The organism is Cupriavidus sp. GW822-FHT06G04, assembly GCF_058799075.1.
Genome location: NZ_JBXALD010000003.1, coordinates 1 through 16,533 on the forward strand (window position 1 = coordinate 1; position 16,533 = coordinate 16,533).

The 16,533-nt window shown below is 61.7% G+C and carries 15 protein-coding genes and 1 pseudogene; 11 read left to right on the top strand and 5 right to left on the bottom strand.

Features of this window, described 5'->3' with window-relative positions:
* The 3 genes and pseudogenes from AC1RKI_RS07295 to pruA form a co-directional block, all read right to left on the bottom strand.
* Positions 1 to 119 (bottom strand): annotated as a pseudogene (locus AC1RKI_RS07295) (ABC transporter ATP-binding protein); the annotation flags it as partial.
* 98 nt (positions 120 to 217) lie between these two features.
* Positions 218 to 1,429, bottom strand: coding sequence for an ABC transporter substrate-binding protein (locus tag AC1RKI_RS07300; RefSeq protein WP_061959902.1), 1,212 nt, complete (start codon positions 1,427 to 1,429; stop codon positions 218 to 220).
* Between the two features lie 122 nt (positions 1,430 to 1,551).
* Positions 1,552 to 3,177: an L-glutamate gamma-semialdehyde dehydrogenase gene (gene pruA / locus AC1RKI_RS07305; RefSeq protein ID WP_492796191.1), complete on the bottom strand. Its 1,626-nt coding sequence runs from the start codon at positions 3,175 to 3,177 to the stop codon at positions 1,552 to 1,554.
* Between the two features lie 116 nt (positions 3,178 to 3,293).
* Here pruA and AC1RKI_RS07310 point away from each other — a divergent pair, with 116 nt between their 5' ends.
* On the top strand, positions 3,294 to 3,965 hold the full coding sequence (locus AC1RKI_RS07310) for a GntR family transcriptional regulator (RefSeq protein ID WP_061959904.1): 672 nt from the start codon (positions 3,294 to 3,296) through the stop codon (positions 3,963 to 3,965).
* Between the two features lie 117 nt (positions 3,966 to 4,082).
* Here AC1RKI_RS07310 and AC1RKI_RS07315 read toward each other — a convergent pair whose 3' ends face one another.
* Positions 4,083 to 4,685 (bottom strand): helix-turn-helix domain-containing protein, encoded by a 603-nt coding sequence (locus AC1RKI_RS07315; RefSeq protein ID WP_061959905.1) that lies wholly within the window; start codon positions 4,683 to 4,685, stop codon positions 4,083 to 4,085.
* A 98-nt stretch (positions 4,686 to 4,783) separates the two neighbouring features.
* Here AC1RKI_RS07315 and kbl point away from each other — a divergent pair, with 98 nt between their 5' ends.
* The 9 genes from kbl to AC1RKI_RS07360 all read left to right on the top strand — a co-directional run bounded on the left by kbl (position 4,784) and on the right by AC1RKI_RS07360 (position 13,623).
* The gene (gene kbl / locus AC1RKI_RS07320; protein WP_492796188.1) at positions 4,784 to 5,986 is read left to right on the top strand and encodes a glycine C-acetyltransferase; all 1,203 of its coding nucleotides are present in this window, start codon (positions 4,784 to 4,786) and stop codon (positions 5,984 to 5,986) included.
* The gene (locus AC1RKI_RS07325; RefSeq protein ID WP_492796186.1) at positions 5,983 to 6,975 is read left to right on the top strand and encodes an NAD-dependent epimerase/dehydratase family protein; all 993 of its coding nucleotides are present in this window, start codon (positions 5,983 to 5,985) and stop codon (positions 6,973 to 6,975) included. The genes kbl and AC1RKI_RS07325 overlap by 4 nt, the downstream gene beginning before the upstream one ends.
* A 96-nt stretch (positions 6,976 to 7,071) precedes the next feature.
* Positions 7,072 to 7,536 carry a MarR family winged helix-turn-helix transcriptional regulator gene (locus tag AC1RKI_RS07330; protein WP_061959908.1) on the top strand — a complete coding sequence of 155 codons (465 nt, stop codon included), beginning with the start codon at positions 7,072 to 7,074 and terminating at the stop codon, positions 7,534 to 7,536.
* 5 nt (positions 7,537 to 7,541) lie between these two features.
* Entirely contained in the window at positions 7,542 to 9,518 is a 1,977-nt protein-coding gene (locus AC1RKI_RS07335) for an FUSC family protein (RefSeq protein ID WP_492796183.1), read from the top strand.
* Positions 9,518 to 9,727 (top strand): DUF1656 domain-containing protein, encoded by a 210-nt coding sequence (locus tag AC1RKI_RS07340; RefSeq protein ID WP_061959916.1) that lies wholly within the window; start codon positions 9,518 to 9,520, stop codon positions 9,725 to 9,727. Before AC1RKI_RS07335 ends, AC1RKI_RS07340 begins: the two co-directional genes overlap by 1 nt.
* A complete protein-coding gene (locus AC1RKI_RS07345) occupies positions 9,724 to 10,701 on the top strand; it encodes an efflux RND transporter periplasmic adaptor subunit (protein WP_170292588.1) in 978 nt (325 codons plus the stop codon). The genes AC1RKI_RS07340 and AC1RKI_RS07345 overlap by 4 nt, the downstream gene beginning before the upstream one ends.
* Entirely contained in the window at positions 10,698 to 12,146 is a 1,449-nt protein-coding gene (locus AC1RKI_RS07350; RefSeq protein WP_227460933.1) for an efflux transporter outer membrane subunit, read from the top strand. Before AC1RKI_RS07345 ends, AC1RKI_RS07350 begins: the two co-directional genes overlap by 4 nt.
* Before the next feature lie 357 nt (positions 12,147 to 12,503).
* Entirely contained in the window at positions 12,504 to 12,710 is a 207-nt protein-coding gene (locus tag AC1RKI_RS07355; RefSeq protein WP_144198148.1) for a type II toxin-antitoxin system Phd/YefM family antitoxin, read from the top strand.
* 220 nt (positions 12,711 to 12,930) lie between these two features.
* Positions 12,931 to 13,623: a helix-turn-helix transcriptional regulator gene (locus AC1RKI_RS07360; protein ID WP_144198149.1), complete on the top strand. Its 693-nt coding sequence runs from the start codon at positions 12,931 to 12,933 to the stop codon at positions 13,621 to 13,623.
* 136 nt (positions 13,624 to 13,759) lie between these two features.
* On the opposite strand, the gene AC1RKI_RS07365 is transcribed toward AC1RKI_RS07360, so the two are convergent.
* On the bottom strand, positions 13,760 to 15,538 hold the full coding sequence (locus tag AC1RKI_RS07365; protein WP_144198150.1) for an AAA family ATPase: 1,779 nt from the start codon (positions 15,536 to 15,538) through the stop codon (positions 13,760 to 13,762).
* 559 nt (positions 15,539 to 16,097) lie between these two features.
* On the opposite strand from AC1RKI_RS07365, the gene AC1RKI_RS07370 reads away from it, so the two are divergent.
* On the top strand, positions 16,098 to 16,445 hold the full coding sequence (locus tag AC1RKI_RS07370; protein ID WP_144198151.1) for a hypothetical protein: 348 nt from the start codon (positions 16,098 to 16,100) through the stop codon (positions 16,443 to 16,445).
* The last annotated feature ends 88 nt before the right edge of the window (positions 16,446 to 16,533 follow it).

Consider the following 16,533-nt stretch of genomic DNA (forward strand, 5'->3'; position numbering starts at 1 on the left):
TTCGGTCCGATCAATGCATGGATCGAGCCGCGACGCACGCACAGATTCACGTCGCTCACTGCGGTGAACCCCTTGAACGACTTCGTCAGGTTACGGACTTCCAGTACGTTGGTTGTCATCTGATACGCAAGGAATTGCCGCGCATGCAGCGCGGCAACGATTGGAAGACGAGATGGAAAGCCGACGGCGGCGCCGCCGGCAGGCCGCCCGGCGTGGCTTACTTCTTGACCAGCGTGCAGCGCGACTGCGACAGCGGCTGGAACGCCTCTTCGGCCGGCACCGTGGCGACGAGCTTGAGGTAGTCCCACGGCGACTTGGAATCGGCGGGCTTCTTCACTTCCATCAGGTACATGTCATGCATCATGCGACCATCGGCGCGGATGTAGCCGTTCTTGGCAAACGCATCGTTGATCTTTGCCTTTTTGAGCGCGGCCATCACGGTGTCCGAATCGTCGCTGCCGGTGGCCTGCACCGCCTTGAGGTACTGCAGAACGGCCGAGTAGGTGCCGGCATGAACCATGTTCGGCATGCGCTTCATGCGTGCAAAAAAGCGGCTGCCGAATTCGCGCGTCTGCGGGTTCAGGTCCCAGTACCAGGCGTCTGTCATCTTCATGCCCTGCGTGAGCTTGAGCCCCAGGCTGTGCACATCGCTGATCGTCATCAGCAGGCCGACCAGCGTCTGGTTCTTTGGCAGGCCGAAGTCGTTGGCGGCCTTGATGGCATTGATGGTGTCGCCGCCGCCATTGGCCAGCGCCACCACCTGCGCCTTGGAGGCCTGCGCCTGCAGCACGAACGACGAGAAGTCCGAAGCGTTCAGCGGATGCTTGACCTGGCCGACTACGGAGCCGCCCGACGCCTTGACGACGTCGGCGGTGGCAGTTTCCAGCGAGGCGCCGAACGCGTAATCGGCCGTCAGGAAATACCAGCTTTTCAGGCCCTGCTTGACCATCGCCTTGCCAGCCACGTTGGCCAGCGCGTAGGTGTCGTACACGTAGTGCACGATGTACGGCGAGCACTCTTCGTTGGTGTGACGCAGATTGGCGCCGCCGGTGATCAGCGAGATGCGCTTCTTTTCGGACGCGATGCGCGAGACCGCCAATGCGACCGAGGAATTGGGCAGGTCGACGATGGCATCGACGCCGTCGCGGTCGATCCATTCGCGTGCACGGGCGCTGCCGATATCGGCCTTGTTCTGGTGATCGGCGGTGACCAGTTCGATCTTCTTGCCGGGCAGGCCATTGCCGAAATCCTCGATGGCCATCTTGGCGGCTTCGACGGAGCCCTTGCCGGCATAGTCGAGATACACGCCGGACAGATCGGTCATGACGCCGATCTTCACAACATCGCCCGAGATGGCTGCGCCGGCCGCGCCGGCAAATGCCGTCAGGCTCAACGCCAGGGCAGTGGACAACAGGGTGGCTCGCTTCATTTTTTCTTCTCCGTGGTGGTGTGGCTAGAAATCTGTTGCGCGGGCGACGTCGCCGTCCGCGCCATACGTCTCCATATGCCGTCCGTTGGCTTCAGCGGGTTCGCGGTTTGTCGATCCGCGCTTCAGGCCGCCATGTGCGCATAGCGGTAATCGCTGGGCGGCACGAACGTTTCCTTGACGGTGCGCGGCGACACCCAGCGCAGCAGGTTCAACGCGGAGCCCGCCTTGTCGTTGGTGCCGCTGCGGCGCGCGCCGCCGAAGGGCTGCTGGCCGACCACGGCGCCAGTTGGCTTGTCGTTGATATAGAAGTTGCCGGCGGCAAAGCGCAGCGCATCGGCGGCCTGCGCGATGGCGGCGCGCTCGGTGGCAAATACCGCGCCGGTCAGCGCGTAGGGGCTGGTGCTGTCGACCAGCGCCAGTACTTCGGGCCACTGCTTGTCGGCGTAGACGTAGACGCTCAGCACCGGGCCGAACAGTTCGGTTTCCATCAGCGTATGGCGCGGATTGTCGACTTCGAGCACGGTCGGCGCGATGAAATAGCCGACGCTGGCATCGGTCTTGCCGCCGGCCACCACCTTGACGCCGCTATCCGCCGCGGCGCGCTGCAGATGGCCGTCGATGCGGTCGAAGGCACGGCGGTCGATCACCGCGCCCATGAAGTTGGTGAAGTCGGTCACGTCGCCCATGCGAATGGTCTCGACCAGCGCCACCAATCGTGCGCGCACTTGCGGCCACAGCGATGCCGGCACATAGGCGCGCGAGGCCGCGCTGCACTTCTGGCCCTGGTATTCGAACGCTCCACGCAGCAGGGCTACGGCAAGCGCTTCCACGTCGGCGGAGGCATGCGCCAGCACAAAATCCTTGCCGCCCGTTTCACCTACCAGGCGCGGATAGCTGCGATAGCGCGCGACGTTGCGGCCGACTTCGCCCCACAGCGTGTCGAAAACCGCCGTCGAGCCGGTGAAGTGGATGCCGGCCAGTTCCGGGCGCGCCAGCACCGCGCCGCTGACGGCGACCGGATCGCCCGGCAGGAAGTTGATCACGCCCTTGGGCAGGCCGGCGGCTTCGAGCAGCTCCATAAACAGGAAGTTCGACAGCGATGCGGTTGCCGCCGGTTTCCACACAACGGTGTTGCCCATCAGCGCCGGAGCGATCGCAAGATTTCCGCCGATCGCCGTGAAGTTGAATGGCGTGACCGCATAGACGAAGCCTTCCAGCGGGCGGTATTCGAGATGGTTGCGCATGCCGGGCGACGAGATCGGCTGGCCGTTGGCCAGCTCATGGGCGAACTGCACGTTGAAGCGCAGGAAGTCGATCAGTTCGCACGCCGAGTCGATTTCGGCCTGGTAGGCGGTCTTGCTCTGGCCAAGCATGGTGGCTGCGTTCAGCCGCGCGCGCCACGGGCCTGCGAGCAGGTCGGCCGCTTTCAAAAAGACGGCGGCGCGCTCGGCCAGCGTTGCCTGGCTCCAGTCGCGCTGGGCAGCCACGGCTGCGTCGATGGCTGCGTGGATGGTGCCGGCATCCGCGTTGTGGATGCGGCCCAACTGCTGGTGGTGCGCGTGCGGCGCGCGCACGTCCGTGAAGTTGCCGCTGGCGATGCGTTCGCCGCCGACGATCGCCGGGATTTCCAGCACGCGTGCCTGCTGCGCGTCCAGTTCTGCAATTAGCGCCTGGCGTTCGGCGCTGTCCGGTGCGTACGACAGTACCGTTTCATTAGTGAATTTTGGATGAAGATTGTGTGCAGACATATACGTTGCAAAGCCTATTGGATATGTAAGTTTGTAAATTGGATCCAATATAGCAGCGCAAATATTCAGGCACAATAGGGGCCTCATTCGAATCGCACACCGATCTCCAGCACTCCATGTCCACGCAAACGGGCCGCGCAAGCGCTCCAACCAAGGGTTTACCCCAGATCATTCGCGATCAGCTTCGCTACGAAATCCTGAAAGGCACGCTGCCGTCGGGGGCGCAACTGCGCCAGGACGCGCTGGCCGAACGCTTCAATGCCAGCCGCATTCCGGTGCGCGAAGCATTGCGTCAGCTGGAAACCGAGGGCTTGGTGACCTACCAGCGCAACCGTGGCGCGGTGGTTTCAGGGATGGACGTCACGCAGATCTGCGAATTGCTCGATATCCGCGTGGCGCTGGAATGTCATGCGGCGCGACTAGGCGTGCCGAACATGGTCCAGCAGGATTTCCAGCAGATGCAGGAGATTCTGGATGCGTATTCCAAGTCGGAATCGCTGGTGGAATGGGCCGAATACAACCGGCGCTTTCACCTGGCGCTGTGCGCGCCGGCTAACAACAAGCGGCTGCGTCGCCTGATCGAAGAGTTCTGCCTGAATACGGACCGCTACACGCACGAGCAGATGTCGCTGGCCACGGGCAAGGATGGGCCGCAGGCTGACCACTACCGCATTCTTGAAGCGTGCAAGGCGCGCGATGCGCAACAGGTTGCCGCGCTGCTGGAGGAACACATTCTCGAGACCAAGCGCAACCTGCTGGCCAGCGAGCGCATGAAGGCCGAGGACTGATGCGCCAGTTCAAGGGGGTGGGCGCGATGCTGCGTTCCCACACCGCCGGCCGCTAGTCCCACGGCCGGCCGGTTTTGCCGACCAGTTTCCGCAGATCGCGGGACCGCGGCGGTTTTCTCAGCCCGGATGCACTACCACCAGCAAGGCCGTTGCCGCGCTTTTGCCGGGATTGCCGATGGCATGGGCGACATCCGCACCGTATCGCGCGGTTTCCCCGTGCTTCAGCTTTTTCTCTTCGCTCCCGGAGCGCACCGTCATCGATCCCGTCAGCACGGAAAGATGCTCCTGCGTGCCCGTGTCATGCGGCTCCGATGCCAGCACGCCGCCGGGCTGGATCGACAGTTCGTACCATTCAAAGCGTCCCGCCAGATCGATCGGCCCGAGAATGCGCAGCTCGCAGCGCGCGTCCGGGCTCTTCAGCGCGGGCACCGCATGCGCTGGCACCACGGCGATGGCCGGCGCCGCGGCCGCGGACGAGCCGTGCGCCAGGAAATCCGTCAGGCTCACGCCCAGCGCGTTGGCCAGCCGCCACAACACCGCCACGGTGGGATTGGCCAGATTCCGCTCGATCTGCGAAAGCATAGACTTGGAGACACCTGCGCGGCGCGACAGGTCGTCCAGCGACAGGTGCTGGCTCTGCCGCAGGGCCTGGAGCGCGCTGCCTACTGCGGGCGGCCCGTCTGCGGTGGCGGGCGTTTTGGCGGAGGATGCTTGCGTCATCGATAGTCGTTCGTTATAGTGCACGAATCGTTCTTTATACAGAACGCGTTCGATTTATCGATCGAACGATCCGAGACACTACCACCGGGAGTCTGGCCATGTCGAGTACCGAGGCCTTTTACGCATCGATCCGCGCCGAGCTCGATGCGATCCGCGATGCGGGCCTGTACAAGCGCGAGCGCATCATCGCCACGCCGCAGGGCGCACGCATCCGCACGGCGGATGGGCGCGATGTGATCAACCTGTGCGCCAACAACTATCTTGGACTGTCGTCGCATCCAAGCGTGATCGATGCCGCCCACGACGCCTTGCGCACGCACGGCTATGGTCTGTCTTCGGTGCGCTTTATCTGCGGCACGCAGGATCTGCACAAGACGCTGGAGCAGCGTCTGGCGCGCTTTCTCGGCACCGAAGATACGATCCTGTACGGCTCTGCGTTCGACGCCAACGGCGGCCTGTTCGAAACGCTGCTGGGACCCGACGACGCCGTGATCAGCGACGAACTGAACCATGCATCGATCATCGACGGCATCCGGCTGTCGAAGGCGCGCCGTTATCGCTACAAGCATAACGACCTGGAAGATCTGCGGGCGCAGTTGCGCCAGGCCGATGCCGATGGGGTGCGCTACAAGCTCGTGTTCACCGACGGCGTGTTCTCGATGGACGGCACCGTAGCGCGGCTCGACGCCATGCGCGCACTATGCGATGAATTCGGAGCACTGCTAGGTATCGACGAATGCCATGCCACCGGCTTCATGGGCGCGCGCGGACGCGGCACGCACGAGGCGCGCGGCGTGTTCGGCAAGATCGACATCATCACCGGCACGCTTGGCAAGGCGCTGGGCGGCGCGTCGGGCGGCTTCACATCGGGGCGCAGGGAAGTGATCGACCTGCTGCGGCAACGCTCGCGTCCCTATCTCTTTTCGAACACCGTAGCGCCAGCGATCGTCGGCGGCAGCATCGCGGTGCTCGATATTCTCGAAGGCAGCACCGAATTGCGCGACAAGCTCGCGCAGAACACGGCATTTTTCCGCGCGGGCATCGCGCAGCTAGGCTTCGACATCAAGCCGGGCGACCATCCAATCGTGCCGATCATGGTCTATGACGCCGACAAGGCGCAGAAGCTGGCCGATCGCCTGCTGGAACTGGGCGTGTACGTGGTCGGATTCTTCTTTCCGGTGGTGCCCAAGGGCCAGGCGCGCATTCGCGTGCAGATGAGCGCGGTACACGATACGGCCGCGTTGCAGGCGGCGCTCGATGCGTTCGCGCAGGCGGGCCGCGAACTGGGGCTGATTCGATGAGCGATCGGGGTCACACCAGTACTGCCACTATCGCGCCGAAAATCCTGATCGTGGGCGCGAACGGACAACTCGGCTCGGAGCTGGCATTGGCGCTGGCCGAGCGCCATGGCCGCGCGCAGGTCGTGACGTCGGACGTGGTGCCGACCGGCCGGCACATGCAGTTGTCCCACGAAATGCTCAATATCACCGACCGCGGCGCGCTGACCACCGTGATCGAGCGACATGGCATTACGCAGATCTATCTGCTGGCCGCGGCGCTGTCCGCCACCGGCGAAAAGGCCCCGCAATGGGCCTGGAACCTGAACATGACGGGCCTGCTCAATGTGCTGGAAGCCGCGCGTCATCACGGCATCGAGCGCGTGTTCTGGCCCAGCTCGATCGCCGCGTTCGGGCCCACCACGCCGCGCGTCGATACACCGCAGAAGACCGTCATGGAACCCACCACCGTGTATGGCATTTCGAAGCTGGCCGGTGAAGGCTGGTGCCGCTGGTACTTCGAGAGCCATGGCGTCGATGTGCGCAGCGTGCGCTACCCGGGTCTCATCTCGCACAAGACGCCGCCCGGCGGCGGCACCACGGACTACGCCGTGGACATCTTCCACCACGCGGTGCGTGGCGAAGCCTATACGTGCTTTCTCGACGCCGGCGAGCGCTTGCCGATGATGTATATGCCGGACGCGATCCGCGCGACGCTCGACCTGATGGACGCGCCGCGCGACGCCGTGCGCGAGCGCGGCAGCTACAACCTCGCCGGCATGAGCTTCACGCCGGAGGAGATCGCCGCGGCCATCCGTCGTCGTCTTCCCGAATTCGAGATCCGCTACCAGCCCGACTATCGCCAGGCCATCGCGCAGGGCTGGCCCGATTCGATCGACGACAGTGCGGCGCGTCGCGACTGGGGCTGGCAACCGGCCTATGGGCTGCAGGAGATGGTCGACGACATGCTGGCCAATCTGAGCGCCGTGGGCGGCACTGCGCCTTCCGACTGAAATTCACTCGTTAAATGACGGCCGGATCACGCTTACAGAAACCATTCGGAAGGAAATCATTTGCATCCTAATTAGTTCAGGTCTATCATTTGACCTATGTCACAAATTGATGCCCTCCGATTCGCCTTCACCGGCCAGCTGATGCTGGCCGGTCGTCAATGGCGACAGATCAGTCAAGCCGCCGTGACCGCCCATGGCATTTCCGCGGCGGCGGCCGCGCCGCTGCTGTTTATCCGGCGCCTGGGCGGCGGGGTGCGTCAGGTCACGCTGGCCGACTATGTCGGTGTGGAGGGCGCCACGCTGGTGCGCCTGGTCGATCAGCTCAGCGCCGCCGAGCTGGTGCGCCGCGAGGTGGATCCCAGCGACCGGCGCGCCAATGTGCTGTCGCTGACCGAGGCGGGCGAGCGCATGGCCGAGCAGATCGAAGTGGAATTGAAGCAGTTGCGCGCCGAGGTCTTTGCCGACGTCAGCGAGGCCGATATGGCCGCCACGCTGCGCGTGCTCGAAGCACTGTCGCGCGCTGCTGCGGCGGCTTCCTCATCGGCCAGGCAGGAGTCCTGAGCAGCATGATGAGCTGGCCGTCTTCACGAGACTGGATCTTTTCCTTCAAGGCTTTTATCGCTGCGATGCTGGCCTTGTGGATCGCGATGTACCTTGGCCTGCCGCGTCCGTACTGGGCCATGGGTTCGGTCTACATCGTCGCGCATCCGCTGACCGGCGCCACACGTTCGAAGGCGCTGTACCGCGTGCTGGGCACGCTGCTGGGCGCAGCAGCTGCCGTTGCCATGGTGCCGCCGCTGGTCAATTCTCCGCCGTTGCTGATGGGCGCCGTGGCGATCTGGGTGGCTTGCCTGTTGTATGTGGCGCTGCTGCATCGCACGCCGCGCAGCTATCTGTTCATGCTGTCCGCGTACACGCTGCCATTGATCGCGCTGCCGGCCGTGGATAACCCCGTGGCGGTGTTCGATCTGGCCGTCGCGCGTTCCGAGGAAATCTGCCTCGGCATCCTGTGCGCCAGCGTGGTCGGCGCCATCGTGCTGCCGGCGAGCGTGGCCAACGTGCTGCGCGACAAGTCGCGGCAATGGATGGCCGACGCGGCGCTGTGGGCCGGCGACATGCTGTCGGCATCGCCGGGCGCCAAGGTTTCGCAGCACCATAGCCGCCATCGGCTGGCCGCCGATATCCTGGCGCTCGATCAACTGATCAGCCAGCTCTCCTACGATGCCGAAAGCGCCGAACGCGTGCGCGCCGCACGCGAATTGCGCGGGCGCATGACCATGCTGCTGCCAGTGCTCTCGTCGCTGGCCACCATCGTCGAATCTCTCCAGGCCGCGGGCGGCCTGCCCGCGGCACTGGCCGCGCAGATGCGCGCGGTCAAGGCATGGATCGAAGCCGGCGCGCCCGGCGACGCGCGGCCTGCGCTGACCGCCACGCCCGCGCAGGCGGGCTGGGACGCCGCGCTGGTGACCGCCGCCGAAGACCGGCTGCAGCAGATGGTGGTGCTCTGGCATGACTGCGTGTCGCTGTGCCGCCGCCTTGGCGAAAAACATATCGAAGGCAACTGGGTGCCCGAATTCCTGCGCTGGGAAGTGGGCCGCGCGCGTCACTACGACCACGGCATGCTGCTGTTTTCCACCGTGACGGTGGCGCTGGCGATCTTCGCCATGGGAATGCTGTGGATCCAGATGGGCTGGGCCGACGGCGCGGGCGCTGTCGCGCTGGGGGCGATCTCGTGCTGCTTCTTTGCCGCGCTGGACGAACCAGCGCCGATGATCCAGTCGTTCTTCAACTGGAACGTGGTCTGCCTGCTGATCTCGCTGGTCATGCTGTTTGCCGTGCTGCCGGTGGCGCACGACTTTGAAATGCTGGTGCTGATGTTTGCCGTGCCGTACCTGATCATCGGCCTGCTGGTGGCGCAGCCCCGGCTGGCCATGATCGGCATGCCGCTGGCCGTGGTGACTGCCAACGACATCGGCATCCAGGGCGCATACAGCGCCAACTTCCAGGCGTTCTTCAACAGTAACGTGGCGGGCATTGCAGGCATCGCCTTTGCGCTGGCGTGGACGCTGGTGGTCAGGCCGTTCGGCACCAAAGCTGCCACGCGCCGGCTGGTGCGCGCGGGCTGGAGCGACATTGCCGAGAACGCGCTGGGCCGGCATCCCGATTCGCATACGCGCTTGCGCGCCCGCATGCTCGATCGCCTGGCGCAACTGGTGCCGCGACTGGCCGCCAGCGACAGCGAAGTATCGACCGACGGCTTCAGCGAAGTGCGCGTGGAACTGACTGCGCTGGCGCTGCAGCGCGAAATGGCCGACATGTCCGGCGACGAACAGCATGCGGTGCGCCGCGTGCTGCGCAGTATTTCCACCTACTACAAGGCGCGCCTCGATGGCTCGGCGGATGCGCCGCCGGCCGCGCTGCAAACGCGCCTGGCCCATGCTCAGCGCAAGGTGCGCTCGCGCGTGGCGCTGGCCGCATTGGTCGATATGCAGGTGGCCCTGTTTCCGCCGGCGTTGCCGGCACCCGTTTCCGCAAATGCATGATGCCCGGTGAATTCAGTATCTACGGCGTGTTCATCCCCAGCCTGCTGGTGTGGATGCTCGCGGCCTTTCTTGTCACCAGTGCGGCGCGCGCCGTGCTGACCCGCGTGGGCTTCTACAAGCTCGTGTGGCACCGATCCCTTTTCAATCTGGCGCTGTACGCCATCATCCTTGGTGGAGTGGTAGCGATGGCGCCGTGGCTGCAATCATGAAACTCAGACTCTCCTCGCTCGGGCCGATCGTGTTGACGTTGGCCGTCACCGCGGTTGGCGCGGTCGTTGTCAAACATCTGTGGGACTACTACACCGTGGCGCCGTGGACGCGCGACGGGCATATCCGCGCCGACGTGGTGCAGGTGGCGCCCGACGTATCGGGTCTGGTCACGCGCATCGCCGTGAAGGACAACCAGCATGTCAAGGCGGGCGATGTGCTGTTCGAGATCGACCACGAACGCTACGCGCTGGCGCTGCGTCAGGCGGAGGCCACCGCAGCCGCGGTGCGTGCGACCCTGGCGCAGGCGCGCCGCGAAGCATCGCGCAGCCAGAAGCTGTCCGACGTGGTGTCCAAGGAAATCATCGAAGAGGGCCTGGCCAAGGTGCAGCAGGGCGAGGCCCAGCTGGCGCAGGCCGAAGCAGCGATCGGCGTGGCACGGCTGAACCTCGAACGCACGCGCGTGGTGAGCCCGGTGGAAGGCTATGTCAACGACCGGCTGCCGCGCCTGGGCGACTACGTCGTGACCGGCAAGCCGGTGCTGTCGATGGTCGATTCGAAGTCGTTCCACGTGGAAGGCTATTTCGAGGAAACCAAGCTGCAGGGCATCCATATCGGCAGCCCCGTCGACATCCGCATCATGGGCGAAAAGCGCGTGCTGCCAGGCCATGTGCAAAGCATCGCGGCCGGCATCGAGGATCGCGACCGCACCAACGGGTCGAACCTGCTGCCCAATGTGAACCCGACCTTCAACTGGGTGCGACTGGCGCAGCGCGTGCCGGTGCGCATCCAGTTCGACCAGATGCCCGATGACGTGCGTCTGGTCGCCGGCCGTACTGCCACGGTGTCGGTCAAGGCCGATGGCAAGACGGCCGATCAGCCCGCCGCGCCGGCAGCGGCGGCTGACAAGAGTGCCTCGCAAGACAAGGTCGCGCTGGCCGGCAAGAGCGCGTCCGCAACCGGAGCCCTGCAGTGAAACGCTTTGCCCGCGCCACGCTTGCGGCCATGTTGCCGCTTGCGCTGGCTGCATGCATGACGGTCGGTCCCGACCACAAGGTGCCCGATGACGCCGTAGTCAAGGCGTCGGCCGCCAACGGTCCGTTCGCCGGCACCGAGAACGATGCCGTGTCGATTGGCGATGTGCCCAACGACTGGTGGCGCCTGTATGACGATCCGCATATCGACGATCTGGTCAAGCAGGCGCTGGTGGCCAACACCGATCTGCGCGTGGCCGCCGCCAATCTCAAACGCGCCATCGCCGTTTATCACGAGGTGGAAGCCGAAAACCTGCCCGAAGCGAAATTCAAGGCCAGTGCGGAACGTGGGCAGATTGCCGGCGAACCGTTGCTGCATGAAGAAAAGATTCCGGCGATGAACTTTGGCGACATCGGCTTCGAGGTGTCGTACCTGATCGACTTCTGGGGCAAGCTCAAGCGTGCCGACGAGGCGGCGCTGGCTGCCGCGCAGGCCAGCCATGCGGCGCTGGACCAGGCCCGCGTGGGCGTGGTGGCGGAGACCGTGCGCGCCTATGTACAGGGCTGCACGGCCACGCATGAGCTGCACGTGGCGCAGCATCAGCTCGATCTGCAGGAGCGCGGCGTGCAACTGGCGCAGAAGCTGGTGGATGCGGGGCGCGGCCAGCCTACCGATCTGCTGCGCGCGCAGGCGCAGGCCGAAACGCTGCGCTCGGCGCTGCCGCGCTATCGCGCCGAGCAGGAAGGCGCCGCCTATCGCCTCGCGGTGATGCTGGGCAAGCCGCCTGCCGCGCTCGATGTGCGCAGCGTGGCGTGCGAGCACGTGCCCGCGCTCAAGCAGCCGTTGCCGGTTGGCGATGGCACGGCACTGCTCAAGCGTCGACCCGACGTGCGTCAGGCCGAGCGCGAACTGGCCGCCGCGACGGCCAAGATCGGTGTGGCGACGGCAGACCTGTTCCCGCAGATCCGCATTGGCGCTTCCGCCGGCTTCACCGGGATTCTCGATCACCTGGGCCAGGCGCCGACCGCGCACTGGGGCTGGGGACCGGCGATCTCGTGGACCATTCCCACCAGCGGCACGCGTGCGCGCATCCACAACATGGAGTTCGGCGCGGAAGGTGCACTGGCGCATTTCGACGGCGTGGTGCTCAAGGCGCTGCGCGAAACGCAGAGCGCGCTGTCGACCTACACGCACGAACTCGATCGCAACCGGTCGCTGCGCGCCGCGCGCGACAAGGCGGACGAAGCCGCGCGCCAGAATCGTCTGCTATGGCAGGCGGGACGTTCGCCGTATCTGCAAAGCCTCGACGCGGATCGCACGCTGGCCAACACCGATGCCGCGCTGGCCGCTTCGGACGCCCAAGTGGCGATGGACCAGATCAACCTGTTCCTGGCGCTGGGCGGCGGCTGGCAGGATGCGCCGGCGATTGCTGTAGGGGGACAATAAAGATTGAGAAATCTTGCCAATAAAGTTTGAGAATCCGGTAAAGCAATCGGTGGGAAAGCCGCATCGTTACAGGCTCTACGGTTTTTTTGTCGGCGCAATCGACACATCACGGCCAATCGTGACTGTCTTCTGCGTGCTGTCCGCTTCTCATGCCTATTGGCCGTCTTTTCGGTGCAGCGCTCACCTGAACCGCTTCCGTCTCTGTGACCCAGAGAGCAAGACTAGGCAGTCAAGACACTCTCCACTCTCCCTCCGGCATACCATGACCACCTCGACCGCAATCGACTCACTGTGCGATTTGGCTAGACTGGACTAAGTCGATAAGGGGTGGGAATGAAAACTATTCATTTTTAGAAGATGAACTTCTCTCGACTCGTCGACGCCGCTGCCGGTGGGGAAGAAATAGTTATCGCCAAGGCGGGTAAGCCGGCGGCGGCGCTGGTACCAACTAAGGCTGCTGTAAAGGTGCAACGGTTTGGAGACCTGAGGGGAGAGATCAAGATCGCGGACGATTTCGATGCGGCGTTGCCGGACGACGTGCTGGCTTCGTTCGAGGGGAGTTGATGCGAGTAATTCTCGCCGGCGAGGGCATCGGCAACTGGGCCCAGTTTTTCGGAAGTCGAAAAGCAAAGTGCGGCAATCACTGCACCGGAGAAAACCTGCCAAGCAACCCGCCCTCTCGAAGCTTTCTATAGTCCGTGTGACGTGCGAGGGACCACGTCTTTAGCCTCATCTGTTCAGCAAACTGGGCAAAATGTTGGAATGTGCCTAGGATACTGGACATATGGAGACGTTACGCAGCACAACCCCCGTTCTCGAGCGCCAATTGCTTCTGCAGTTGGGTGATCGAATCAAACGCCTGCGCAAGGCGAAAGGCCTGACGACCATCGAGATGGCTCGACGAGTGGGGGTGTCGCGGACGACGCTCACTTCAGTCGAAGCTGGAGATCCGACTCCATCGATCGGAACCTACCTGCGCGTGATGTCGGTACTGGGCGTCGCTGGGGATCTCGCGATGTTGGTGTCGGATACGTTTCAGCCCGCACCGCCGGGCTCAGCCAGCGCGAACACTCGGCGCGCTACCCCGCAGGTTCAGGTCTTCGTTCGCTCTGATCCGGATCGGCATCAAGCTCAAGATCTGCAAAGCCTGGCACTACATGAGGAAGCGGTGCGGTTGCTACGCACCAACCCAGAGCTTGTAGATCGGGTAAGGGCGACGCTGGCTAAGTGGCTGGCCAATGGACCGAGTCGCTCCGAAAGCTTGTGGAGGGAATGGGAGAACATCATTGCCCATAACATGTGGCGGAAGGCGCTTGGGCGTACCAAGCGGGCTCAGGAGCTGAGGCAGGCGTCGCCGCTACCGACGGTGCTACCGGACGATGTGCGGCAACGCGTCATCTTTCAGGTTAGAGCGCTTAAAAAGGGGGGCGTTCTTGGGGATGTTGCCGAAGCCCTATCGGCTGAGGGGGCGCGATGAAGCGCGAGGACTTGGATCACATCATTCGCGCGTCTGGAAATATTTGGGACGAGTATAAGATCCGCTACGGCTCGGACTATTTCGACAGTCGTCCGCTCCTGGCAGGGCAGAGCGGTAGCCGACAATGAAATCCTTATTAATCTGGGGCCGTCATTTGACCGAACTGATTTAGAAAATCGAGTAAATGCAGCAAATCTTCGGGAATCGTCTCTCGCGAGAATTGATTGGCGATAACTCCATCGCTCAGTGTCACCCCACAGGATTCTTGCAATTGGCGGTTAAGATTGGCAAGAATCTCCTTTCCAGGCACCATGGCTTCGCGCCCCTCGACCTGCGACCACCTAGCTTCAAATTCCCTAGATAGCTTTGCGTTAACGGTCGCTGAATCTAGATTGCCTGCGGTACGTTTCTTGAAGTCAGAATAGCGAGCAAGTAGTTGCGCAAAAACCTCGTGGCGTACATCTTCCATATTCGCATTAAGTAGAGCTTCAATATTCGGAAGCATGCCAACAAATTTACCCGTTCTTCGCTCCCTCTCTCGCAGGCGAGCTTGAAGGGCTAGAGTAAGTGGTTTGACTGTGAGTAAGTAGTTTTCGATTTCTTTGCGCTTGTGTATGTGTACGTAAAATCCGTTCTCTTTAAGCTCTCTCTCGATTTCGGATATTTCTTCGTCGCACCGATAGTCGCGATCGAGAATTACCGACCGCAGAATCTTCCCTCCGACTGTCTTCTCGATGCCAGCAGCGAGATCAATTGCCCTTCGAGGATTGAAACCTTCTGTCTGGATCACCGCAAAATCACTGCGGTTTGCGAGTTTTTGCATTCCCAGCGTTCGAGCTAATGGCGCAAGAATCTGAAAATCCAATCCTTCCACGAAAACGGCACGCCGAGTTTTTGCAAGCTGCGTTAAGGTCGGGTTGAGGTTCGACCCTAGGGCTGAAAAAACCCGCTTTAATTGAGAAACATCTCGAACTCGGCTAGCCGAACTCTTTCGCTTGTTGATGTTTAAGAGACTAGTTGGTTCGCATTCTGCGATAATCTCTGTAGAGTGAGTTGCTAAGACAATATCTGGGCCCAGTTCCCGCAACAAGGAGACCAACTGTCTTTGAAGATCTGAGTGGAGGTAGATGTCCGGTTCATCAATGACCAAGAGGCTGGCCGAGGATGATTTGACGATAAAAGTCAACATTTGGCACCAAACTTGGAAGCCGTAGCCAGACCAGCAGATTTCGCGAGGAAATCGTTCCTCGGGGCAAAACATTAACAGAAATTTACCGTCATCGCTCAATTCCGGCCGTTCGATGTCCATCCCTGGCCAAGTTGATTGCACTAATTCACGAAATCGGGAAAAGTCTTCTGGGTAGTAATACCAAATATTTCGAAAATTACGAGACGCCCCGCTTGCGAGTAAGGCCTTTCGTGCGGCTTCTTTTTGATACCGAGGTTCGTGCTGCTCCACAGGGCCGAGAATCGGGACAAATCCAATATCAATGTCGTAAGCATTTCGAAATTGACTGGGACTTCGAATAGCGCCATTTTTTGGCTCGGCCACCAAAACACAAAGACCACGCTCGGGAAAATGCAAATACAAAATATTTTCATTGGATAGACGGAAGACTATTGTCGCAGTGCGACTGTCGTCATAGTCATGGAATATGTTCTCCGATGCGACCGGCAATCCATCAATATTAATCTTGTAGCCCTGCATGGCGATGCCATCGACAGTGACTCGTTCTGGATTCTTGGCGCGAGCCTTCCGTAAGCCTTCATGCAGAATCCGGAAGGCTCCGACAATTGTAGATTTCCCGGAATTGTTAGGTCCGGCCAAAACATTGAATTCTTGAAGATTTATGGAAAAATTTTTAAATGCTTTGTAATGAGTAAATTTTACAGAGACGACTCTCAATAAAGCCATAATTCACTCGCAATTATTTTATATTGAACACCAGCTCTCAGCGACTGGCATTGCCAGGCCGCCAATGGTGGAAATGGGGCGAAGCTCTGATTTACGGATGACCGCGCTATGTTAGCTTAGCTGGTCGAGTGTCGCCCCCCCCTGTCGAGGGGCGGAAGCACATGCCTATGGAACGTTTTAGACGACCCACCGAAAGATGTCCGTAAAAGGTGTCTGGACCATGCATGGGGAAGCATGTCGATTCGCTCCAAAAGCGAGTGGCAAATCTCGGGACCTCCCTTTATGCCCCTAACTGTCCACGGTTCAGTTTTGCGAACGGAAGCCGTAATTCAACCTCACAGCGCTGTCCGCGAAACCGTACGTGTTGTTGGGAACAACAAAGCATAAAAAGGAGTTGAATGGTCAAAAAAGTACAACAGCGGGACTCTAAGGTATTACTGGCTCGCGACGAAGAGCGAGAGCTTTTACCGAGAACATTGGTCCCTGCACAGGCGTGGCAGGAACGGTTGACGGTGGCGGGGCAGGCTTCCTCTGGCACTGTGATATGCCAGAGTCCAGTTTGAAGGACATCGCAACCAAGCTAGTCGCGGATGGTGTGGACCTCAGGAAGATGAGGATTCAAGTTCACTCGAACGTGGCCGGCTGGTTTTTCCCTGCCTGGTGGCCAACGAAAGCTTCCATCTACCTTCAGCTATGGCGCTGTGGCTTCCGGCTTCCCTGCCCAAAAGTGTCGTCATGGTTCCCTACCGGCAGAATTGGGCTGCATGTGAATGCCAACACTGGCGAAATTACGCCCACCGAGGTGCACCGTCACTGGATAGACAAGGATGAGTACGATCCCCCCTACGAGAAACTCATGTGGTGGGAAAAGATATTAAAGCGCTTAGGTGGCAAGAAAAGCAAATAGCTTGAATGCCGACACAAGGTCCGCTCCGGAAGGGGCGGGCCTTGCCGTGTGACGGACGTCGCGCTGGTGCGACAATGCGGCGTGGACA